The sequence below is a fragment of the Pseudomonas sp. RC10 genome (assembly GCF_038397775.1).
Taxonomy (GTDB): domain Bacteria; phylum Pseudomonadota; class Gammaproteobacteria; order Pseudomonadales; family Pseudomonadaceae; genus Aquipseudomonas; species Aquipseudomonas bambusae.
Map to the genome: position 1 here is coordinate 2,237,779 of NZ_CP151650.1, position 23,024 is coordinate 2,260,802.

Consider the following 23,024-nt stretch of genomic DNA (forward strand, 5'->3'; position numbering starts at 1 on the left):
ACGGCCCTCAGTGCCGCTGACATTTCTTGTAATCAATTGCGTGCGGCACATCACCCGTTCGATGGATGAACCCGATGGCCGTCACCAGCCCTTCGACCGCAACTTCCGCGATCCCCCAATCCAGCCCGCTGGTCCTGCGCATCATTGGCGCAGTGGCGCTGGCGCACCTGCTCAACGACCTGATTCAGTCGATCCTGCCGTCGATCTACCCGATGCTCAAAGCCTCGTACGGCCTGAGCTTCACCCAGGTCGGCCTGATCACCCTGACATTCCAGGTCACCGCCTCGCTGCTGCAACCCTGGGTCGGTTATTTCACGGACCGCCATCCCAATCCGCTGGTCTTGCCGGTAGGGTCGCTGTGCATTCTGGCGGGGGTGTTGATGCTCGCGACGGTGGGCAGCTTTCCGCTGATTCTGCTGGCGGCGGGTCTGATCGGCATCGGTTCCTCGACCTTCCACCCCGAAGCCTCACGCATCGCGCGACTGGCGTCCGGTGGGCGTTTCGGCCTGGCGCAATCGACGTTTCAGGTGGGCGGCAACAGCGGTTCGGCCATCGGACCCTTGCTGGCGGCGGCGATCATCATCCCGTTCGGCCAGGGTCACATCGCGTATTTCGCGCTGATCGCGCTCTTTTCGGTGGGCCTGCTGTACGTCATCAGTCGCTGGTATAAAAAGCACCTGGCGCTGTTCAAGCTCAAGGCTGGCCACGCCGCGACCCACGGCCTGTCCAAAGGCAGGGTGACCAGCGCGCTGGTGGTGCTGGCGATGCTGGTGTTCTCCAAGTATTTCTACATGGCCAGCTTCACCAGCTATTTCACCTTCTTCCTGATCGAAAAATTCCAGCTAACGGTCGCCAGCTCGCAGTTGCACCTGTTCATGTTCCTCGCAGCCGTCGCGGCGGGCACCTTCTTCGGCGGACCGATTGGCGACAAAATCGGCCGCAAGGCGGTGATCTGGTTCTCGATCCTTGGCGTTGCGCCGTTCACCATCGCGCTGCCGTACGCTGACCTGTTCTGGACCAGCGTGCTGAGCGTGATCATCGGCTTCATCCTGGCCTCGGCGTTCTCGGCCATCGTCGTTTACGCGCAAGAGCTGGTGCCGGGCAATGTCGGCATGATCGCCGGGATCTTCTTCGGCCTGATGTTCGGCTTCGGCGGCATCGGCGCCGCATTATTAGGCCACCTCGCGGACCTTCACGGCATCGTGTATGTCTACACGCTGTGTTCCTTCCTCCCGCTTCTGGGCATCCTGGCGATACTGCTTCCGAGAACCAAACGCTGATGCTGATAGCGGTCCTGATCTTTCTGGTCACCATCACCCTGGTGATCTGGCAACCCAAGGGGCTGGGCGTCGGCTGGAGTGCGACGTTCGGCGCTGTGCTGGCGTTGCTGTTCGGCGTCGTGCACCTGTCGGACATTCCACAGGTCTGGCACATCATCTGGAACGCCACCGGCACCTTCATCGCGCTGATCATCATCAGCCTATTGCTCGATGAAGCCGGGTTCTTCAACTGGGCCGCGTTGCACGTGGCACGCTGGGGCAAGGGGCGAGGGCGTCGGTTGTTCGCGTTCATCGTCCTGCTCGGCGCGCTGGTGTCGGCGCTGTTCGCCAACGACGGCGCAGCCCTGATTCTCACGCCCATCGTCATGTCGATGCTGCTGGCGCTGCGGTTTTCCCCGGCGACCACACTGGCGTTCGTCATGGCGGCGGGCTTCATCGCCGACACCGCGAGCCTGCCGCTGGTGGTGTCGAACCTGGTGAACATCGTGTCGGCCGACTATTTCGGCATCGGCTTCAATCGCTACGCCTCGGTGATGGTCCCGGTCAACCTGGTGAGCGTCGCGGCCACGCTGGCGATCCTGATGCTGTTTTTCCGCAAGGACATCCCGCAGACCTTCGACGCTTCGCAGCTTGCCGAGCCTTCATCAGCTATCCACGACCGGCCGACGTTCATTGCCGGTTGGTGGGTGTTGGGGATTCTGCTGGTGGGGTGCTTTGCCCTCGAACCGCTGGGCATTCCCATCAGTGCGATTTCGGCGGTGTGCGCCGCGATTTTGTGGGGTATCGCCGCCAAGGGGCATCAGATTTCCACCGGCAAGGTGTTGAAAGAAGCGCCATGGCAGATCGTGATTTTCTCGCTGGGCATGTACCTCGTGGTGTATGGCCTGCGCAACGAAGGCATGACGACTTACCTTGCGGGCTGGCTCGACCGCTTTGCCGAACACGGCCTGTGGGGCGCGGCGATGGGCACCGGTGTGCTGACGGCGCTGCTGTCGTCGGTCATGAACAACCTGCCCACGGTGCTGATCGGCCTGCTGTCCATCGACGCGAGCCACGCCCACGGCCCGTTGCAGGAAGCGATGATCTACGCCAACGTCATCGGCAGCGATCTGGGGCCGAAGATCACGCCCATCGGCAGTCTCGCGACGTTGCTGTGGCTTCACGTGTTGGCGCAGAAAGGCGTCAGCATCGGTTGGGGCTATTACTTCCGCGTCGGCATCGTGCTGACGTTGCCGGTGCTGCTGATCACACTGGCGGCGCTGGTGTTGCGATTGAGTGTCTGACCTCGTGATCTTCCGGCGCGTTCGGCCACAAGTCTGACACCAAAAACGCCCGCTCGGCCTCTTGCCAATGGCCGTCCGGGTGTTCAGTCAGGCGCACCAGCAATTGCGCTTGAGCTGAGGGCGGGAGCTGGTCGCGCCAGGACTCGAACGCTTCTGCGCTCCACACCTCGTCATACCGGGCAGGCCCCAACCACGCATGGCGTGGCAGCGGTTGCCAGCGACCTTCGGCGTGACGCAGGGCGAAGGCGGCCCAGTCCTTGCGATGCACCCATGTGCCGCGATGATGCTCGGGGTGCACGCCTTGCGGGGATGCGCCGCTGTCCGGCCATGGATACAGCAGATACCCCCCCAGCCACAGGGCGGCGCTGAAGGATTCGATCCCGAGTGCCGAGAGTGCGTGGCGGCTTTCCTCGCGCCCGGACATCGGCAATTGATGCTGATGCAAGTGCGCCAGTTTCAGCCCCAATCGGTCATGAGAACCCGGCCCCAGCCAGTTCGCCGGGTCATGGCCGTCGGTGTTCCGTTCGCCCAGATAGAACTTGATCGCCAGTTCGACGTGATGAATGCCGTCCCTGTCCTTCAGGACCATGTCCAGCTCGCCCAAGGTATGACCCCCGATGCGAATCGGCAGGTTGGCCGCCAGCATCTCCACCCCCGGCGCGTGGTGAATCGCGAAATGCCAGAGACGTTCGTAATACAGCCCCAATCGGCGAATCGAACTGCGCGACAGCCATTCCACGAGTTCGCCGCTGTCCTGATCGAGCTGCCGCAAGAAGGCCTCCAGCGCCCGGGGATGTTGCACCCAGTCACTGCCGCTCAAGGGATGACGCTGCGGCCACTCAGTGACCGCCAGCATCGGCGGCGACAGAATCGCCCACGCCAGATCCCGCACCTGAGGCGTGCGCAGTTGACGGGGCAGGGCGGTGAGGGCCGGGAAGGGGGTCATCGGCTGAGGATAGCAGGGCGCACGCTCTGAATGCGCGGCGTTACCGAACCCCTGTAGGAGCGAATTCATTCGCGATAGGTCGGTACAGCCGACACATCTCCGTTGCCGGACCCATTTTTCGCGAATGAATTCGCTCCCACAGTTGAGACTGCGCCAAGCCCGGAATACGGGGCCCCACTGAACCCTTGTAGGAGCGAATTCATTCGCGATACGCCGGTGCAGGCGACACATGTCCTTCGTCGTCAGGGCATTATGGACGCGCCCCATTTGCCGCCCCCGACCCCTTCGCCCATAATCGCGTTCTTTCTGTGCCTGAACACTGCGGGAGCCCCATGGAGCAATTTCGAAATATCGGCATCATCGGTCGCCTGGGCAGTTCCCAAGTGCTGGAGACCGTTCGCCGGCTCAAGAAATTCCTGGTGTCGCGGCATCTGCATGTGATTCTCGAAGACGCTATCGCCGAGGTCCTGCCGGGGCACGGGATGCAAACGTCTTCGCGCAAGATGCTGGGCGAGGTTTGCGACATGGTCATCGTCGTCGGTGGCGATGGCAGCCTGTTGGGCGCGGCGCGGGCGCTGGCCAAGCACAACGTGCCGGTGCTGGGGATCAACCGCGGCAGCCTGGGCTTTCTGACCGACATCCGCCCTGACGAGCTGGAAGTGAAAGTCGCCGAGGTGCTCGACGGCCACTATCTGGTAGAAAACCGCTTCCTGCTGCAAGCCGAAGTCCGCCGTCACGGCGAAGCCATCGGCCAAGGCGACGCGCTCAACGATGTGGTGCTGCACCCCGGCAAGTCCACGCGGATGATCGAATTCGAGATCTACATCGACGGTCAATTCGTCTGCAGCCAGAAGGCCGACGGCCTGATTGTCGCCACGCCAACCGGTTCCACGGCCTACGCGCTGTCGGCGGGCGGCCCGATCATGCACCCCAAGCTGGACGCCATTGTCATCGTGCCGATGTACCCGCACACCCTGTCCGGACGGCCAATTGTCGTCGACGGCAACAGTGAGCTGAAAATCGTTGTCTCAAAGGACATGACGATTTATCCACAGGTCTCCTGCGATGGACAAAACCACTTCACCTGCGCGCCGGGTGACACCGTGACCGTGAAAAAGAAACCGCAGAAACTGCGCCTGATTCACCCGCTCGACCACAACTATTACGAAGTCTGCCGGACCAAACTCGGTTGGGGCAGTCGGCTTGGCGGCGGGGGCGACTGATGCTCGATCCCGCGCGTAGCTACGATCTGATCGGTGACGTGCATGGTTGTGCCCAGACCCTTGAGCACTTGCTCGACACCCTCGGTTACCGTTTTCAGGCGGGCGTCTGGCGCCACCCTGAACGCATCGCTCTGTTCCTCGGCGACATCATCGACCGGGGCCCACGCATTCGCGAGGCGCTGCACATCGTTCATGACATGGTCGTGGCCGGCCAGGCGTTTTGCATCATGGGCAACCATGAATTCAACGCTTTGGGCTGGTCCACGCCTGCGCCGCCAGACAGTGGCAAGCAGTTCGTGCGCGAACACACGCCACGCCATGCCCGTTTGTTGGGCGAAACCCTGGCGCAATTCGAAGGGCATCCCGCTGACTGGAATGATTTCCTGAAGTGGTTCTACGAACTGCCGTTGTTCATCGACGCCGAACGCTTCCGTCTGGTACACGCCTGTTGGGACGCCAACCTGATCGAGCCCTTGCGCAGCGCCCACGGCGATGGCCGCGTCGATCAGGCGTTCGTTCAGGCGTCTGCCGTGCCCGGCAGCTTCGCCAGCGCGGTGTTCGACCGCCTGCTGCGCGGCACTGACATGCGCTTGCCCCACGGCATGACGCTCACCGGCGGCGACGGCTTGACCCGCGCCTCGTTCCGCACCAAGTTCTGGGAAGACAACCCGCAGACCTACGGCGACGTGGTGTTCCAGCCGGATGCGTTGCCCGAGCCCGTGGCCAAACGCCCACTGTCCGACACCGAGAAAAGCGCCCTGCTGCGCTATGGTGTCGATGAGCCGCTGCTGTTCGTCGGTCACTACTGGCGCAGCGGCGTGCCCGCGCCGATCCGCCCGAACCTCGCGTGCCTGGATTACAGCGCGGTGCTGTACGGCAAGCTGGTGGCGTATCGACTGGACCAGGAAACCCGAATCGACCCAAGCAAGTTCGTGTGGGTCGATGTGAAGCGACCCGAAACCCCCCAATGAGCCTTTCGCAATGAGCCGTACCCTATGAATCCGGTCGCCGTTTTGCGTCTGCCGTTGAACACTGATCTGAGCGGCTTCGTCGAACTGCTGCGGCGCCTCAACGTGCCGCACCGGGTCAGCGAAGAGTCAGGCCAGCAAGTGCTGTGGGTGCCCGACGCGCCGCAACTGGCCGACGACGTGCGCCAGCTCTATCAGCAATACCCGGAAGGCGACCCCACGGCGCAACTGCCGCCGGGCCGTGAGGTCGTGGCGCAGACTCGCCCAAGCCCTTTGCTGCAAGGGCGCAGCAGCCCGGTGACCAGCGTCTTTCTGCTGCTGTGCCTGATCGTCGCGGGTGTAACGCTGCTGGGCGACAACTATGAAGCGCTGAGCTGGCTGACCTTCAACGATTTCCGCGCCAGTGGCGATTACGTGATGTTCACCCCGGTCAGCGCCACGCTGGCGGCAGGGCAGTGGTGGCGGGTCGTGTCGCCGATGCTGATCCACTTCGGCATCCTGCACCTGGTGATGAACGCCCTCTGGTTTTGGGAGTTGGGGCGACGCATCGAGATGCGTCAGGGCAGCTGGCATTTGCTGGGGCTGACCCTCGCGTTCAGCGCGTTCTCCAACTACGGCCAGTATTTCTGGAGCGGTCCGAGCCTGTTCGGTGGGCTGTCCGGTGTGCTTTACGGGCTGCTCGGTCATTGCTGGATCTTTCAATTGCTCGCACCCAACCCCATTTATCGCCTGCCTCGCGGCGTATTGGTGATGATGCTGGCGTGGTTGGTGCTGTGCATGTCCGGGCTGATCAGCCTCTTGGGGTTTGGCGAAATTGCCAACGGGGCGCACGTCGGCGGACTGATCATCGGTTGTGCAACAGGTCTGGTGGGCGGTGCATTGGCGCGCCGTACCCCTTAAAATTGCCCGCTTAATTCTGGGAGAGCCCAATGTCCTCTTTTGTCGAAATGATCGAAAACATCACCCCGGACATCTACGAGAGCCTGAAACTGGCCGTGGAAATCGGCAAATGGTCCGATGGCCGCAAGCTGACGCAGGAACAACGTGAACTGTCGCTGCAGGCGCTGATCGCCTGGGAAGTGCGCAACGTGCCCGAAGAACAGCGTATCGGCTACATGGGCCCGCAGGAATGCGCGTCCAAATCGGCGCCGGTACCGAACATTCTCTTCAAATCGGATGCCATCCATTGATCGAAATGGGTCGAGGTTCCGTCAACAAAATGTCTGCGCGTCTCGATGCCACGCAGGTGGAATACGCGTTTCGTCTGGGTGACTCGGAAATCCCGGTCAATCCGCTGATCGGCAAGACCGTGCGCCTGGAATACCTGGGTGCCATCCATTGCAGCCATTGCGGCCGCCGCACTAAAACCAGCTTCAGCCAAGGCTATTGCTACCCTTGCATGCAGAAACTGGCGCAGTGCGACGTGTGCATCATGAGCCCGGAAAAGTGCCACCACGAACACGGCACCTGCCGCGATCCGTCGTGGGGCGAGCAATTTTGCATGACCGATCACGTGGTCTACCTGGCCAATTCGTCGGGCGTGAAAGTCGGCATTACCCGCGCCACGCAGTTGCCGACCCGCTGGCTCGATCAGGGTGCCAGTCAGGCGTTGCCGATCGTGCGCGTGGCGACCCGTCAGCAATCGGGCTTTGTCGAAGACCTGTTCCGCAGCCAGGTGGCCGACCGCACGAACTGGCGCGCATTACTCAAAGGCGATGCGCCATCGGTTGACCTGGCGGCTATCCGTCAGCAATTGTTCGAGTCCTGCGCTGAGGGTCTGACGGCGTTGCAAGCGCGTTTCGGCCTGCAAGCCATCCAGCTGCTGAACGATGTCGAGCCGATCGAGATCCGCTACCCGGTCGAGGCCTACCCGACCAAGATCGTCAGCTTCAACCTGGACAAGGACCCCATTGCCGAGGGCACGTTGTTGGGCATCAAGGGTCAATACCTGATCTTCGACACCGGCGTGATCAACATCCGCAAGTACACGGCCTATCAGCTCGCCGTGCACCACTAGTCCCGTATTTTCAGCTCAAAGAACAAGGACAGCATCATGCGCACCGAACAGCCGAAAATGATTTACCTGAAGGATTATCAGGCGCCTGAGTACCTCATTGACGAGACCCACCTGACCTTCGAATTGTTCGACGACCACACGCTGGTGCACGCGCAATTGGTCATGCGCCGCAATCCGGACAGGGGCGCCGGCTTGCCTCCGTTGGTTCTGGACGGCCAGTTGCTGGAACTGCTGTCGGTCAAGCTGGCCGACGCGGACCTGGCATCGGGTGACTACGAACTGACCCCGGACAACCTGACCGTCCACCCGAAATCCGAGACCTTCACCCTCGACACCAGCGTGAAGATCCACCCGGAAACCAACACCGCGCTGGAAGGCCTGTACAAATCCAGCGGCATGTTCTGCACCCAGTGCGAGGCCGAAGGGTTCCGCAAGATCACCTATTACCTCGACCGCCCGGACGTGATGAGCAGCTTCACCACGACCGTGATCGCTGACAAACAGGACTTCCCGATCCTGCTGTCCAACGGCAACCCGATCGAAGCAGGTCCTTCCGAAGACGGCCGTCACTGGATCACCTGGGAAGACCCGTTCAAGAAGCCGGCCTACCTGTTCGCGCTGGTGGCGGGTGACCTGTGGTGCATCGAAGACACCTTCATCACCATGACCGAGCGCGAGGTCAAGCTGCGCATTTACGTCGAGCCAGAAAATATCGACAAGTGCCAGCACGCCATGGACAGCCTGAAGAAATCCATGCGCTGGGACGAAGAGGTCTACGGCCGCGAATACGATCTGGACATCTTCATGATCGTGGCGGTGAACGACTTCAACATGGGCGCCATGGAAAACAAGGGCCTGAACATCTTCAACTCCAGCGCCGTGCTGGCTCGCGCCGAAACCGCGACCGACGCCGCGCACCAGCGGGTCGAGGCCATCGTCGCACACGAATACTTCCACAACTGGTCGGGCAACCGCGTGACCTGCCGCGACTGGTTCCAGCTGTCGCTCAAGGAAGGTTTCACCGTGTTCCGCGATTCCGGCTTCTCCGCCGACATGAACTCCGCCACGGTCAAGCGCATCCAGGACGTCGCCTACCTGCGCACCCACCAGTTCGCCGAAGACGCCGGCCCCATGGCCCACGCCGTGCGCCCGGACAGCTTCATCGAGATTTCCAACTTCTACACCCTGACCGTGTACGAAAAAGGCTCGGAAGTGGTCGGCATGATCCACACCCTGCTGGGCGCCGACGGCTTCCGCAAGGGCAGCGACCTGTACTTCGAACGCCATGACGGCCAGGCCGTGACCTGCGACGACTTCGTCAAAGCCATGGAAGACGCCAACGGCATCGACCTGACCCAGTTCAAGCGCTGGTACTCGCAAGCGGGCACCCCACGCCTGGCGGTGACCGAGTCCTACGACGCCGCAGCCAAAACCTACAGCTTGACCTTCCGCCAAAGCGCGCCGACCACCCCCGGTCAGCCAGGCGAAGAGAAAAAGCCGTTCGTGATCCCGGTTTCCCTGGGCCTGCTCGACAAGCAAGGTCAGGAAATTCCGCTGCGCTTGCAGGGCGAATCCTCGGCCACCGGCACGTCCCGCGTGATCGCCGTGACCGAAGCCGAACAGACCTTCACCTTCGTCGACATCAACGAGCAGCCGCTGCCGTCGCTGCTGCGCGGCTTCTCGGCGCCGGTCAAACTCAGCTTCCCGTACAACCGTGACCAACTGATGTTCCTGATGCAGCACGACAGCGACGGCTTCAATCGTTGGGATGCCGGTCAGCAGCTGTCGGTGCAGGTGTTGCAGGAGCTGGTCGCTCAGCATCAGAAGGGCGAGGCGCTGGTGCTGGATCAACGTCTGATCACCGCGCTGGGCACGGTGCTGGCCGACGAGTCGCTGGATCAGGCGATGGTCGCGGAAATGCTGTCGTTGCCGGGTGAGGCGTACCTCACCGAAATCAGCGAAGTCGCCGATGTCGATGCCATCCATGCGGCCCGCGAGTTCGCCCGTCAGCAACTGGCGAACAGTCTCAGTGATGCGCTGTGGAAGCGTTACGAGGCTAACCGCGAGGTGTCCGAGCGGACGGCGTATGTGGCCGAGTCCGAGCACTTCGCCCGCCGCGCGCTGCAAAACATCGCGCTGTCGTACCTGATGCTGACCGGCAAACCGGAGGTGTTGGCGGCCGCCATCGAACAGTTCGACAGCGCCGACAACATGACCGAGCGCCTGACCGCGCTGGCCGTGCTGGTCAACTCGCCGTTCGAAGCCGAGAAGGCCAAGGCGTTGGCGGTGTTCGCCGAGAACTTCAAGGACAACGCGCTGGTCATGGATCAGTGGTTCAGCGTTCAGGCTGGCAGCACGTTGCCGGGCGGTCTGGAACGTGTGAAAGCCCTGATGCAGCACCCGGCCTTCACGATGAAGAACCCGAATAAGGTGCGGGCGTTGATCGGTGCGTTTGCCGGGCAAAACCTGATCAACTTCCACGCGGCGGACGGTTCGGGTTATCGCTTCCTGGCGGATCTGGTCATCGAGCTGAACGGCTTCAACCCACAGATCGCGTCGCGTCAACTGGCCCCGCTGACCCGCTGGCGCAAGTACGACGACAAGCGTCAGGCGCTGATGAAGGGCGAACTGGAGCGGATTCGCGCTTCCGGTCAGCTGTCGCCGGACGTGTATGAAGTGGTGAGCAAAAGCCTGGCGTAACATGCAGTCGCTTTGAATCGAGGGCTACCCGTCATCACGGGTGGCCCTTTTTTATGCGTATCCGCAACACTGCTTGCCCAATCCTGTAGGAAACTTCCTCATCATCACGTCCAGCTTTCACACACGCTGATACGAATCGGCTGGCAGAAACGTCCTGCCGTCACGTTCATCCTTTCGCCGCTTGTTGATGCCTTGCGTGGGCAGCGAGCGTTTCTTCCAATAAAAAGGTATGGGCGAGTTGATGAAGTCACGGAATACGTGGGCGTTGCTGGGGTTGGCCGCATTGGGGCAAGAGGCGTTGGCCCATGCTCATGTCACCGAGGAACAGCGGTTTGGCACGGGGGATGTTGAACTGAGTGTGGGCCTGGGGCTGCTCAACGGTCAGTCCAGGGAAAAAGTGTATGACGAGGGCGAAAAACTCAGCCAGCTCAACTGGGCTATCAAACAGGTGCCAACGTTGCACCTGGGGATGACGTTTAACCCCGCCGAGTGGCTGTCGCTGGATGCCAAGGGCTGGACGCAGATGGGCAAGGGTCGTAGCCATATGAAGGATTACGACTGGATGGACGGTGAGGACGAGCCTTGGACCGACTATTCGGATCACCCGGACACCAAGTTGAAAAAGGCATGGCAAGCCGAATTCGCGGCCACGGTATGGGCGTTCAAGCGGAAGGATCTGGCGTTAGGCGCGATGCTCGGCTACCAGCACAGCGAGTTCGGCTGGGAAGCCAAGGGCGGACGCTTTACGTATTCATCGGATGACGGTTTCCGAGATATCACTGGCCAGATCCCCGCCAAACTGAAAAGCATCAGCTATGAACAAACATTCTCTACGCCGTTTGTGGGGCTGGTCGGGTTGTACACCCACGACAACTGGACGCTGGAAGGGCGCTTCAAATACAGCCAGTGGGTCAAAGCTCGGGACTACGACCAGCATCATCTTCGCAACGTCACCTTCACCGGCAACAACGGCAATCGTGGAAAAATGCAAAGCCTGGCAGTGGGCGTGTCGTATAAATTGACGCCGCAGCTGTCGCTCAAGGGGAACGTCGATTATCAAACGTACGCCGAGGCCAAGGGCAGCATTCTCTCCAAGGAAGCGGGGACGGGCGAGCGCGAGTATTTTGGTGGCAAGTCAGGGTCTCAAGCCAACCGGACTGTGCTGTCCAGCCTGGCGCTGAACTACCATTTCTGAATGAACCCGCCCCTGTGGGAGTGAGCTTGCTCACGAAAGCCGCCAGTCAGCCAATGCTCGGCTGACTGGCCCGGCCGTATTCGTGAGCACGCTTGAAGCGAGGCGGGGCGGAAACGACTGCCCCGCTGGCATCGATCAATCCCCGCGATACACGCAACCGCTGGTGCAGGTTTCATGAATGCGAATGGCCGACAGTTCCGGCAGCAGCGGCTTCAGCTCATTCCAGATCCACTTCACCAACACTTCGCTGGTCGGGTTTTCCAGACCGGGAATGTCGTTCAGGTAGTTGTGGTCCAGACGTTCGTACAGCGGCTTGAAGATCGTCTTGATCTCGGAGAAGTCACGGATCCAGCCGGTGTGCGGATCAGGTTCGCCTTGCAGGTAAATCGCGACCCGGAACGAGTGGCCGTGCAGACGGCCGCACTTGTGGCCCTCCGGCACGTGGGGAAGGCGGTGAGCCGATTCGAACGTAAATTCCTTGAAGATTTCCACGGTATTGAGAGCCTTGAAAGGTGGCGATCGCCTGGGCGAAAAAATGCAGGGGGCGAGTTTACCAGCAATGGTTTGCCGAGGCACCGTCAGAACCTGACCGCCCGGTTGAAAATCACCCGGTCAGATCAGCGTCTCCAGCCGCCCTGCCAGACGCCCGCTGTCCACCAGATCGATAAACTCGTCGCCCAGCCGTCGGCTCTGTTCCATGGCCGTTCGCCAATAGCGCTGGCGTTCCGGGTCTTTGCCGACGAAACGCTTGAAATCGCTGCGGTCCGGGAGCTTGCCGAACGGCAGCGTCGCCAGATAATCGCGGGACGGCGCCAGCAGCACCACATCCTGCAACCGCCCCAGGTCACCACGCCGCCACGGCAGGGCTTTGTCGAACCAGCCGGGGATGATTTTATCGGTGAAATGCGGATACAGCACGATGTCGCTGCCGCTGTAGGGCAGGTCGAGGTGGTAATCCAGCAGGCCGCCGTCGCGGAACGTACCCGGCCCGACACCCGGAATGTCCATCACGCCTTGCATCACCATCGGAATCGAACCCGAGGCCAGCAGCGCCTGGCGCAGATTCGACACGTCGAGGGGCAGGCAGCGGGAGGGAAAATCCGTCAAGGGCGAGAGCGGTGGGGCGAGGCGAGCGTCGTGCAGGATCAGCCGTTCGAAATGCCGCGACAACCGCGCGCGTCCGATGAGGTTGTTGGCGATCACTGAGCCCAGCCCGAGGCCCAGACCGCCGCGATGATCCAGCGCGAGCAGGCCGTGACTTTTCACAATCATCACGTTGAGTCGGTGGTGGGGGTTGCTCAGCACACGGGCATCGCGCCCCTGCAACAGGTCGTCGAGCATCTTCACGCAACTGCGCGTGACCTCGGCCATGGTCACGCCCTTGGCGAAGCTTTGTTCGTTGTAGAGCTGACCGAGCAATGTCAGGCCTTCCACGGGGGCCGGCAGGCAGGCGCTCGCGAAGCGCCACGAGCCTATCGACGCGCCGATCAACGAGCGCTCCCGCTCGAAACGTGGCAGCCATTCGCCGAACAGCGCCAGGTCCAGCCCTTGAATGCCCAGCGCCTTGGGCCCGCCCGCCGCACCCGGAATGATGCCGACATCGGCGGGAGCCAATCCGTGGTCACGAATCCGGGCCATCGCCCGTTTCCCGGCCTTGACGGTCAGCGCGGGCGTCTTGATCTGAATGGCGCTCATGGGTACTCCGGAGATAAGCAGAGGCGAAGTATATCGGCTGGCTCGCCTGCGAAAAGCGGGGTCTGTGCCAAAGGTGATGGCAGGTGGCCGTACCTTTCAGCTTCAATTAAGTTCGGTTGGTTATCGTTGCTTCCGTCAACAAGACGACCACAACGGAGATTCACCATGAAACTGTTCACTGCCTTTTTCGCCGCTTCCGCTCTCGCACTCACTGCCGGCTACGTGCAGGCCAAAGATCTGGGCCCGGACGAAGCGCTGCGCCTGCGAGATGCAGGTACTATTCAATCTTTCGAAAAACTTAACGCTGCCGCGCTGGCCAAACACCCTGGCGCGACCATTACCGAGACCGAGCTGGAACAGGAATATGGCAAGTACGTTTATCAGGTCGAGCTGCGCGACGGTAAGGGTGTCGAGTGGGATGTCGAACTCGACGCCACCAACGGCCAAATCCTCAAAGACCATCAGGACACCTGATGATCGCCGGTAAGCGTCCTTCCGTCCTGTTCGCCCACGGCCTGATCGCCACCTGTGCGGTCATGGTCTGCACGGTTTGCGCGGCACGGGATCTGGATCAGGATGAAGCCCTCGCCCTTCGGCAAAAGGGCGTCATCCTGCCGCTTGAGCAGTTCATCGAACAGGCACTGGGACGCTATCCCGGTTCTAAACTCCTGGAAGCGGAGCTGGAAGAGAAACACGACGTTCTGGTCTACGAGATCGAGTTGCTGACGTCCGATCAGGTGGTTCGTGAACTCAAATTCGATGCCCGCGACAGCCGTTTGCTGGAAGACAAGGAAGACGATTGATGCGCCTGTTACTGGTTGAAGACAACGTGCCCCTGGCGGACGAGCTGGTCAGCGGTTTGACTCGGCAGGGGTACGCGGTGGACTGGCTGGCCGATGGCCGCGACGCTGTTCACCAAGGGATGAGTGAGCCCTACGACCTGATCGTATTGGACCTCGGGTTGCCGGGGCTGTCGGGGCTGGACGTCTTGCAGAAATGGCGCGCAGATGGCCTGGCGACCCCCGTGCTGATTCTCACCGCTCGCGGCTCCTGGGCCGAGCGGATCGAAGGGTTGAAAGCCGGTGCCGATGATTACCTCACCAAGCCCTTTCACCCCGAAGAATTGCAGCTGCGCATCCAGGCGCTGCTGCGCCGTGCCCGAGGCCTGGCGAATCAGCCGAAACTCGAAGCGGCGGGCCTGCATCTGGATGAGGGCCGCCAAAGCGTGAGCCGCGACGGCGAAGACATTCAGCTCACCGCCGCCGAGTTCCGGCTATTGCGCTATTTCATGCTGCACCCCGAGCAGATCCTGTCCAAGAGCCACTTGGCCGAGCACCTGTACGATGGGGAAAACGAGCGTGACTCCAACGTCATCGAAGTGCACGTCAATCACCTGCGCCGCAAGCTGGGGCGAGCCGTCGTTGAAACCCGGCGCGGCCAAGGCTATCGATTCGGCGGAACGGGCGGGTGAGGTCGATACAACGCACCCTTAGCCTTGGCCTGATCAGCGTGCTGCTGATCATTGGGCTGGTGCTGGCGCAGGTCAGTCTGTGGCTGTTTGAAGTCGGTATGCAACGCTATCTGGAGTCGGGGCTGCGCAACGACGCCGAATTGCTGCTGGTGGCCATCGTGCGTGGCCCCAATGGCCTGCAGCTCGATGAACAGCGGCTGTCACCGGGGTATCAGCGGCCGTACTCCGGTCATTATTTCCGCATTGACTTCGACGGTGGGCACTGGCGCTCCCGATCCTTGTGGGACCTGGAGTTGCCACAACCTGACCAAGCCGGGTTGCACGCCGACTTCGAGCTGGAAAAAAGCAGGCAATCCCTGTTGTTGCTCCAATCGGATTACCGCAAATTTGGCCAAAAGATTTCCATCACGGTCGCCCAGGACTACACCCCGGTGCAGGCCAGCTTCGCGCAAGTGCAGCGCATTGGCCTGGGGTTGGGATTGGCGGCGCTGCTGCTGATCCTGATCCTGCAACGCTTCACGGTCCGGCGAGCCTTGCGTCCGCTGGACAAGGCCAGGGCGCAGATACTCCAACTGCAACAGGGCCAGCGCTCCCAGCTCGATCAAGAGGTGCCGCTGGAACTTGAGCCGCTGGTCGCACAGATCAACCACCTGCTGCTGCACACCGAAGACAGCCTCAAGCGTTCTCGCAACGCTTTGGGCAATCTCGGTCATGCCTTGAAAACACCGCTGGCGGTGCTGATGAGCCTGACGGAAGGGCAAAAGCTGGAACAATTGCCTCACGTGCGCGCCACCTTGCGCGATCAGCTGCAACAGATTCAGCAACGACTGGAGCGTGAGCTGAATCGTGCACGTCTGTCAGGCGATGCGCTGCCCGGTGTGCGTTTTGACTGCAACGCCGAGCTGCCGGGGCTGTTTTCCACCCTACGAATGATTCATGGCGAGCACTTGGAGCTGAACAACCACGTGGCTGCTGATCTGGTCCTGCCGTGGGACCGCGAAGACATCCTGGAACTGCTTGGAAATCTTCTGGACAACGCCTGCAAATGGGCCGACAGCGCGGTGTGCCTGACCATCACTCACGAACACGGCCAATACCGTCTGCTGATTGACGACGACGGGCCGGGGGTTCCGCCAGAGCAGCGGGTCGAGATGCTGGGCCGTGGCAACCGGCTCGATGAACAAGTGACCGGGCACGGATTGGGGCTGGGGATCGTCAAAGACATCGTTGAGGCGTGGGGTGGGCACGTTCAGTTGCTCGACAGTCCGCTGGGCGGGTTGCAGGTGCGCATCGACCTTCCTGAGCGTCAGCCGGCTCAACCGGGCGTCCATTGATCGATTGGTTGTCGTCGCGGCCTCAACTTTTGCTGTACTGCGCCGCTACCTATTAAGGAGCCTGGATGGCCCGTTGCCCACAATAATAAAAGGTCACGACACCTATGCGGCTAAATCTGAAAGCCAAAGTTCTCTCCCTCGCCGTGCTTCCGGTGGTGCTGTTTGCGCTGATCATCAGCCTGAGTACGGTCATGATGTTGCGCGATCAGGCCACGCGTGAGGTGGAAGAAACCCGGCAGCATTTGCTCGCTGAGGCCAAGGCCACCTTGCAAAGCCACGTTGCAGTGGCCATGGGCACCATCAAACCGCTGTACGACGCTTCTGCGCAGGGCGACATGGACGCCCGCGCGCAGGTCATCAAGATGCTGTCTCAGGTCAAGTACGCCAAAGACGGCTACTTCTTCGGCTACGACTCCCAGGCGATTCGGCTGTTCAAAGGCAGCAGCCCGGACGGCATCGGGAAAAGCTTCAAGGACGTGCACGACGCCAACGGTGTGTACTACAACATCGGCCTGGTAGAGGTCGCGAAAGCGGGCACTCATTACCTCGAATACTCCTCCGCGCTCCCCGGTTCGACCGAATCGGTGCCCAAGCTCGGCTACACCGAATACCTTCCCAAGTGGGACATCGCCATCGGCTCGTCGGTCAATCTGGACAACATCGACGCCAAGGTGGCCGAGGTCCGTGAGGCTGTATCCCGGCGCATTCAGGGCATGCTGATCAGCATCATCGGCATCGCGGTGGTGGTGTTACTGATCATCGGCGCACTCGGTGTCTGGATCGCGGGCGGCATCTTGCGTCCCTTGCGCTTGATGAAAGCCAACCTGGACGACATCGCGGCCGGGGAGGGCGACTTGACCCGCCGCCTGGCCGTGACCTCGCAGGACGAACTGGGTGATCTGGCGGGCTCGTTCAACCGCTTCGTCGACAAGATTCACGGGCTGGTGCGCCAGATCGCGGAAATGACCTCGCAACTGACCGGCCTGGTGGGTGAAGTCACCCATCAGGCGCAGCGTTCCGAACAGGCCATGGAGCGCCAACGTCACGAAACCGATCAAGTGGCGACGGCGATCAACCAGATGTCGGCAGCGGCGCAGGAAGTCGCCAAGAGCGCGCAAGGCGCGTCGGTGGCCGCGCAGCAGACCGATCAGGAAGGCCAGACCGCCAAGCGCGTCGTCGACGGCAGCATTCAGCAGATCCATGCGCTGGTGAGTGACATTCGTCATAGCGGCGCGTCGCTCGACAGCCTGCAGAACGACGTGACCTCCATCGTCGGCGTGCTGGGGGTGATCCGTTCCATCGCCGAGCAGACCAACTTACTGGCGCTGAACGCGGCCATCGAAGCTGCACGGGCGGGCGAAGCGGGTCGCGGGTTTGCGGTGGTGGCCGATGAAGTCCGCGCCCTGGCCAGCCGCACGCAACAAAGCACGCAGGAAATTCAGGGCATGATCGACCGCCTGCAACAGGGCACCCAAGGCGCCGTGGCCGCCATGCGCCGCTCCAGCGAGGCCGGCGATGGCACCTCGGCCCGGGCCAACGAAGCGGGTGCGTCGCTGGACACCATCGGCCAACTGATCGGCACGATCAATTCGATGAACGCGCAGATCGCCAGCGCCGCTGAAGAACAGACGGCCGTGGCCGAAGAAATCAACCGCAGCGTGCATCAGATCGCCGTGGCGGTCGAAAGCGTTGCCGACGAGACCCGCCACAGTGCCACCACGTCGCGCAGCCTGACCGACCTCAATCATCGTCTTGGCCAACTGGTAGGCCAGTTCCGCATCTGATGCGCCACACGGTGGGCCGCAATGGCCCATCGTTTCCTTCCCGCAGCCTCTCTCCGGCGGCACTCCTGTTGCGATTGACGGACTAATCATTAGGCCCTGCGTTTAGCGGGGCTTAATGACATGGAAGGAACATGAACGAGACCTCGCTGCAAAACAAAACCCTGATGCTGCTGGTGGTCCTGGTGACGCTGGCCTTCATCTGGATACTGCTGCCGTTTTACGGTGCGGTGTTCTGGGCGGTGGTGCTGGGCATCATCTTCGCACCCCTGCAACGGCGACTGGTGGCGCGCTTCGGCTGGCAACGCAACCTCACCTCGCTGTGCACATTGATGATCTGCCTGGTGATCGCGATCTTGCCAGTGATCATCATCAGCATGCTGATGGTCCAGGAAGGTGCTGCGCTGTACAAAAGCGTCGAAAGCGGCCAGCTTGACATCCCCAAATACCTCGCCGAATTCAAGGCGTTGCTGCCGACCTCGATGCAGCATTGGCTCAATCGTCTGGGTATCGGAGATTTCAACGGGCTGCAGGACAAGATTTCAAAGACGGCGATGCAGGGCAGTCAATACTTGGCGACCCAGGCGTTCAGCTTCGGACAGGGCACGTTCGATTTCGTGGTGAGTTTTTTCATCATGCTGTACCTGCTGTTTTTCTTCCTGCGCGACGGCCAGGACCTGACCCGTCGTATTCGCATCGCCATTCCCCTGGCCGAGGCGCAGAAGCGTCGACTGCAACTGAAGTTCACCCGCGTCGTACGCGCGACGGTGAAGGGCAATGTGGTGGTGGCGATCACCCAAGGTGCGCTGGGCGGTCTGATTTTCTGGATTCTGGACATTCCCAGCGCGTTGCTGTGGGCGGTGGCGATGGCTTTTCTGTCGCTGTTGCCGGCGGTAGGGGCGGGGATCGTCTGGGCGCCGGTGGCTGCGTATTTCCTGCTGAGCGGGATGATTTGGCAGGGCGTGGTGCTGGGGTTGTTCGGCGTATTCGTGATCGGATTGGTGGATAACGTGCTGCGACCGATTCTGGTGGGCAAGGACACGCGGATGCCGGATTACCTGATTTTGATTTCGACGCTGGGGGGGATGGCAGTGTTCGGGCTGAACGGGTTTGTGATCGGGCCGATGATTGCGGCGTTGTTCATGTCGACGTGGGGGTTGTTTACCGGGGCGAAGACGACGGTGAGGTTGCCGGGGTAGTCTTTTTGTTTTGTGTGTATATCCGTTATCTCGGGTGATGCTGATATAGGTTCTGCCTGGGGGCAGAAGATTTCGCCTCCGGCGAGTTACTTGGAAAAGCACCCCAAGTAACCAAGGGTGCCTGCTCCTGGCTTGGCCCTCGTTCCTCGGGTTCCCTCACTCCGGCGACGCTCCGTGGGCCCGCCGCGAAGGGCCATCCATGGCCCAGCGCGGCTCTCGCGGCATCCATGCCGCTCGACCCACTCCGCGCCGCCTGCGTTCGGCCTGCACCCAAGTCGCGATTTGTGGTGTCTGGACTGGCGTGGGAAAAGATCAAAAGCGATCTTGCTGGAGCTAACGCTCTTCGCGATGTAATGACGTGCGCAGAGCTTTAATCCAGACACAGGTCTCAACTGTGGGAGCGAATTCATTCGCGAATGGCCGGTACAGACAATACATCTCGATCGTCTAAACCATTTTTTCGCGAATGAATTCGCTCCTACAGGGGGGATTGAGGTATGACGGGGAAAGCGTGAGCGCCTGGCTCGCGAAGAGCGTTAGCTCCAGCCAGCGAAGCTTTTCTAACGCGAAGGTCCAGACACCGTCGAACGCGACTTGGGTGCAGGCCGAACGCAGGCGATGCGGAGTGGGTCGAGCGGCATGGATGCCGCGAGAGCGCCGCAAGGACATGGATGTCCGTTCGGCGCGGGCCCACGGAGCGTCGCCGGAGCGAGGGAACCCGACGAAGGAGGGCCAAACCAGGAGCAAAGCGTTTTTGGTTACTTTTGGGGCGCTCTTGCCAAAAGTGACCCGCCGTAAGGGCGGAACCATTAGCAGCCGTTACCGCAGCAATGGATATACACCCAAAACCCTCACCCATAAAAAAGCCCCGCTCAAGAGCAGGGCTTTTTCATATCTACCGAACCATCACAACCCGGCGTGTTGCACCAGTGTCAACAGCGGCTGCGGATAGACACCCAGGAAGAACGCCAGCAGCGTAATCCCCAACAGCATCACACCACCCGCACGTTGCGCCCAGTTGAATGGAGCGTCGTGGCGCTGGATCTTCGAGTCTTGCAGATACAGCGTCACCATCACCCGCAGGTAATAGAACACACCGATCGCACTGCCGATGACCAGTGAACCGGTCAGCCACCACAGGTGAGCTTCGACGCCCGTCGCAATAATGTAGAACTTACCGATGAAGCCCGTGGTGAGCGGAATACCGGCCAGCGACAGCATCATCACGGTCAGTACAGCCGTCAGGTAAGGACGACGCCAGAACAGGCCACGGTATTCGAACAGCGCATCCGCATCGCGGCCGCTGTACGGCGACGACATCAGCGTGATCACGCCGAACGCACCCAGGCTGGTCAGTACGTAGGTCACCAGGTACACGCTGATGGCCTCGACTGCCATGCCTTTGCTGGCGACCATCGCGATCATCATGTAGCCGAAGTGGGCGATGGACGAATAACCCAGCAGACGCTTGAGGTTGTTCTGCGTCAGCGCCAGCAGGTTACCGATGATGATCGACGCGACGGCGATGACCGACATGACATCGGTCAGCACGCCGCTGGTGGCGGCCGGGGAGATCTGGAACAGGCGAACCAGCACACCGAACACCGCGACCTTGCTGGCGGTGGCGAGGAACGCCGCCACCGGGGCAGGGGCGCCTTCGTACACGTCCGGGGTCCACAGGTGGAACGGCACCAGCGACAGCTTGAAGCCCAGGCCGATCAACATCATGCCCAGACCCAGGCTTGCCATCTGGCTTGGCATGCCGGTGGCCGCGAGGGCCTTGCCGATTTCAGCGAAGCCCAGGCTGCCCGCGTCGGCGTACAGCAGCGCCATGCCGAACAGCAGGAACGCGGAACCGGCGGCCGACAGCACCATGTACTTGATGCCGGCTTCCAGCGAACGCTTGTTGAAGAAGGCGTACGCCACCAGACCGTAGACCGGCACCGACAGCAGTTCCAGACCGATGAACAGGCTGGCCAGGTGTTGCGCGGCGACCAGCACCATCGCACCGGCCGCAGCCATCAGGATCAGCAGGTAAAGCTCTTCGCGGTTGCCCGGATAACCCGCCTTGCCTTCACCCAGATAGGCGTGTGCCAGGGTGACGCACGCCAGGGTCGAGACCAGGATGATGCCGATGTACAGCAGGGCGAAGCTGTCGATCTGCAGCAGGGGAGTGACCACCAGCGGCGCGACCTTGAGGGCCGGGTAAATCGACAGCAATGCCAGGTTGAGTCCCGCCACGGTGAGCAGGAACGATTGCGAGTGATTGCGACGCCATGCGATGCCCAGCATCACCACCACAACGGTGATGCTGGTAATCAGCAGCGGCGCCAGCGCAATAAAGTGTTGAATCGTCAGGTCCATAGCGCTCTTACCGGGCCGAAGCGAGTTGAGTGAAGGCGGTGCCGAGCCATTGCTGCACGCCATGCATGGTCGCCGTGGAAGTGTCGAGAATGTGCTGCGGGGCGATCCCCAGCAGGACCAGCAACACGGCCAGGCCGAGCACCATGATCAATTCCCGACCGTCCATGCCCTTGAGGATTTCCTCGGTCTTGGCCGGGCCGAAGTACACGCGGTGGATCATGATCAGCGAATACACCGAACCGAACACCAGGCCGGACGTCGCGATGGCCGTGATCCACGGGGCGTGGACGAAGCTGCCGATCAGGATCAGGAACTCGCCGACGAAGTTACCGGTGCCTGGCAGGCCCAGCGACGCGGCCGCGAAGAACAGGCTGATGGCCGGCAGGTACGCGATCTTGTTCCACAGGCCGCCCATTTCACGCATGTCGCGGGTGTGGGTGCGCTCGTACAGCTGACCGCTGAGGATAAAGAGCGCGGCGGCCGACAGACCGTGCGCCAGCATCTGAACCACCACACCTTGCAGCGCTTGCAGGCTGCCGGAGTAGATACCGATCAGCACGAAACCCATGTGCGAGACGCTGGAGAAGGCGATCAGGCGCTTGATGTCGGTCTGCGCGAACGCCAGGAAGGCGCCGTAGAAGATACCGATCAGGCCGAGGATCATCGCAATCGGCGCGAACTCCGCCGAAGCGTTCGGGAACAGCGGCAGGGCAAAGCGCAGAAGACCATACGCAGCGGTCTTCAGCAGGATGCCCGCCAGGTCCACAGAACCTGCGGTCGGCGCCTGGGCGTGAGCGTCAGGCAACCACGAGTGCAGCGGCACGATCGGCAGCTTCACCGCGAAGGCGATGAAGAAGCCCAGCATCAGGATGTACTCGGTGCTGTGGGACAGCTTGGTCTTCAACAGGTCCGCGTAGGCGAAGGTGATCACGCCGGTCTGGTTGAAATGCACCAGCACCAGACCGAGGATCGCCACCAGCATGATCAGGCCGCTGGCCTGAGTGAAGATGAAGAACTTGGTCGCGGCGTAGATGCGAGTCTTCTTGCCGTCTGCCGAGCTGTGACCCCAGAGCGCGATGAGGAAGTACATCGGCACCAGCATCATTTCCCAGAAGAAGAAGAACATGAACAGGTCGATGGCGAGGAACACGCCGACGACACCGCCCAGGATCCACATCAGGTTCAGGTGGAAGAAGCCGACGTTACGCTGAATCTCTTTCCACGAGCAGAGTACCGAGAGGATACCCAGCAGGCCGGTCAGGAGAATCATCAGCAATGACAGGCCATCCAGCGCCAGGTGCACGCTGATACCGAAGCGCTGGATCCACTGGGCCTTGAATTCAACGGCCCAGGTGGGATCGGCGCCAGGGGCTGGCGCGTAGCTGTAAGTACCGGTCATCCACAACCACAGGCCCAGTGCCGTGAGGAGGGACATTGTCAGCAGCGCAATCCAGCGCGGCAGGGTAGGGCCGAAGCGCTCACCTTGCCAGCACAGCAGGCCGCCGATGAAGGGGATCAGGATTAGCCAAGGCAGAATCATGACGGGCTCAATTCCTTTCGCAAAGTCG

20 protein-coding genes are annotated in these 23,024 nt (G+C 61.3%); 15 read left to right on the forward strand and 5 right to left on the reverse strand.

Annotated elements, in window-relative coordinates:
- The first annotated feature begins 74 nt into the window (after positions 1-74).
- Together AAEO81_RS10390 and AAEO81_RS10395 are read left to right on the forward strand one after the other, a co-directional pair.
- Positions 75-1,280: an MFS transporter gene (locus tag AAEO81_RS10390; protein WP_341963422.1), complete on the forward strand. Its 1,206-nt coding sequence runs from the start codon at positions 75-77 to the stop codon at positions 1,278-1,280.
- A complete protein-coding gene (locus AAEO81_RS10395; RefSeq protein WP_166594785.1) occupies positions 1,280-2,563 on the forward strand; it encodes an arsenic transporter in 1,284 nt (427 codons plus the stop codon). The genes AAEO81_RS10390 and AAEO81_RS10395 overlap by 1 nt, the downstream gene beginning before the upstream one ends.
- Here the strand turns inward: AAEO81_RS10395 and AAEO81_RS10400 are convergent.
- Positions 2,526-3,509 carry a DUF1853 family protein gene (locus tag AAEO81_RS10400; RefSeq protein ID WP_341964516.1) on the reverse strand — a complete coding sequence of 328 codons (984 nt, stop codon included), beginning with the start codon at positions 3,507-3,509 and terminating at the stop codon, positions 2,526-2,528. The genes AAEO81_RS10395 and AAEO81_RS10400 overlap by 38 nt on opposite strands.
- A gap of 332 nt (positions 3,510-3,841) precedes the next feature.
- Between AAEO81_RS10400 and AAEO81_RS10405 the strand changes: the two genes are divergently transcribed.
- The 7 genes from AAEO81_RS10405 to AAEO81_RS10435 all read left to right on the forward strand — a co-directional run bounded on the left by AAEO81_RS10405 (position 3,842) and on the right by AAEO81_RS10435 (position 11,612).
- Positions 3,842-4,732, forward strand: a complete 891-nt coding sequence (locus AAEO81_RS10405) for an NAD(+) kinase (protein ID WP_120127105.1) — start codon at positions 3,842-3,844, stop codon at positions 4,730-4,732.
- Positions 4,732-5,703, forward strand: coding sequence for a metallophosphoesterase (locus AAEO81_RS10410; protein ID WP_341963423.1), 972 nt, complete (start codon positions 4,732-4,734; stop codon positions 5,701-5,703). The genes AAEO81_RS10405 and AAEO81_RS10410 overlap by 1 nt, the downstream gene beginning before the upstream one ends.
- Before the next feature lie 24 nt (positions 5,704-5,727).
- Complete coding sequence (locus AAEO81_RS10415; protein WP_341963425.1) at positions 5,728-6,600, forward strand: rhomboid family intramembrane serine protease; 873 nt, start codon at positions 5,728-5,730, stop codon at positions 6,598-6,600.
- A 29-nt stretch (positions 6,601-6,629) separates the two neighbouring features.
- Positions 6,630-6,890, forward strand: coding sequence for a DUF1315 family protein (locus tag AAEO81_RS10420; protein ID WP_062380693.1), 261 nt, complete (start codon positions 6,630-6,632; stop codon positions 6,888-6,890).
- Positions 6,887-7,717, forward strand: a complete 831-nt coding sequence (locus tag AAEO81_RS10425; protein ID WP_341963428.1) for a DUF2797 domain-containing protein — start codon at positions 6,887-6,889, stop codon at positions 7,715-7,717. Before AAEO81_RS10420 ends, AAEO81_RS10425 begins: the two co-directional genes overlap by 4 nt.
- A gap of 36 nt (positions 7,718-7,753) precedes the next feature.
- Positions 7,754-10,417: an aminopeptidase N gene (gene pepN / locus AAEO81_RS10430; protein ID WP_341963429.1), complete on the forward strand. Its 2,664-nt coding sequence runs from the start codon at positions 7,754-7,756 to the stop codon at positions 10,415-10,417.
- Positions 10,418-10,658: 241 nt separating this feature from the next.
- A complete protein-coding gene (locus AAEO81_RS10435) occupies positions 10,659-11,612 on the forward strand; it encodes an omptin family outer membrane protease (protein ID WP_341963431.1) in 954 nt (317 codons plus the stop codon).
- 135 nt (positions 11,613-11,747) lie between these two features.
- Here AAEO81_RS10435 and queD read toward each other — a convergent pair whose 3' ends face one another.
- Both queD and AAEO81_RS10445 read right to left on the reverse strand, forming a co-directional pair.
- Positions 11,748-12,104, reverse strand: coding sequence for a 6-carboxytetrahydropterin synthase QueD (gene queD, locus AAEO81_RS10440; RefSeq protein WP_074755358.1), 357 nt, complete (start codon positions 12,102-12,104; stop codon positions 11,748-11,750).
- Positions 12,105-12,224: 120 nt separating this feature from the next.
- Positions 12,225-13,307: a patatin-like phospholipase family protein gene (locus AAEO81_RS10445; RefSeq protein WP_341963434.1), complete on the reverse strand. Its 1,083-nt coding sequence runs from the start codon at positions 13,305-13,307 to the stop codon at positions 12,225-12,227.
- Positions 13,308-13,472: 165 nt separating this feature from the next.
- Here AAEO81_RS10445 and AAEO81_RS10450 point away from each other — a divergent pair, with 165 nt between their 5' ends.
- The 6 genes from AAEO81_RS10450 to AAEO81_RS10475 all read left to right on the forward strand — a co-directional run bounded on the left by AAEO81_RS10450 (position 13,473) and on the right by AAEO81_RS10475 (position 19,092).
- Positions 13,473-13,781 carry a PepSY domain-containing protein gene (locus tag AAEO81_RS10450; protein ID WP_341963436.1) on the forward strand — a complete coding sequence of 103 codons (309 nt, stop codon included), beginning with the start codon at positions 13,473-13,475 and terminating at the stop codon, positions 13,779-13,781.
- A gap of 62 nt (positions 13,782-13,843) precedes the next feature.
- Complete coding sequence (locus AAEO81_RS10455; RefSeq protein ID WP_341964517.1) at positions 13,844-14,110, forward strand: PepSY domain-containing protein; 267 nt, start codon at positions 13,844-13,846, stop codon at positions 14,108-14,110.
- Positions 14,110-14,778 carry a response regulator transcription factor gene (locus tag AAEO81_RS10460; RefSeq protein ID WP_341963438.1) on the forward strand — a complete coding sequence of 223 codons (669 nt, stop codon included), beginning with the start codon at positions 14,110-14,112 and terminating at the stop codon, positions 14,776-14,778. Before AAEO81_RS10455 ends, AAEO81_RS10460 begins: the two co-directional genes overlap by 1 nt.
- A complete protein-coding gene (locus AAEO81_RS10465) occupies positions 14,775-16,112 on the forward strand; it encodes a sensor histidine kinase (protein ID WP_341963440.1) in 1,338 nt (445 codons plus the stop codon). The genes AAEO81_RS10460 and AAEO81_RS10465 overlap by 4 nt, the downstream gene beginning before the upstream one ends.
- Positions 16,113-16,216: 104 nt before the next feature.
- Positions 16,217-17,896, forward strand: coding sequence for a methyl-accepting chemotaxis protein (locus AAEO81_RS10470; RefSeq protein ID WP_341963442.1), 1,680 nt, complete (start codon positions 16,217-16,219; stop codon positions 17,894-17,896).
- Between the two features lie 131 nt (positions 17,897-18,027).
- Positions 18,028-19,092 carry an AI-2E family transporter gene (locus tag AAEO81_RS10475; RefSeq protein WP_341963444.1) on the forward strand — a complete coding sequence of 355 codons (1,065 nt, stop codon included), beginning with the start codon at positions 18,028-18,030 and terminating at the stop codon, positions 19,090-19,092.
- Positions 19,093-19,998: 906 nt separating this feature from the next.
- Here AAEO81_RS10475 and nuoN read toward each other — a convergent pair.
- Both nuoN and nuoM read right to left on the reverse strand, forming a co-directional pair.
- Positions 19,999-21,456 carry an NADH-quinone oxidoreductase subunit NuoN gene (gene nuoN, locus AAEO81_RS10480; protein WP_166594799.1) on the reverse strand — a complete coding sequence of 486 codons (1,458 nt, stop codon included), beginning with the start codon at positions 21,454-21,456 and terminating at the stop codon, positions 19,999-20,001.
- Between the two features lie 7 nt (positions 21,457-21,463).
- Positions 21,464-22,996, reverse strand: a complete 1,533-nt coding sequence (nuoM, locus tag AAEO81_RS10485) for an NADH-quinone oxidoreductase subunit M (protein ID WP_341963446.1) — start codon at positions 22,994-22,996, stop codon at positions 21,464-21,466.
- Positions 22,997-23,024 lie beyond the last annotated feature (28 nt).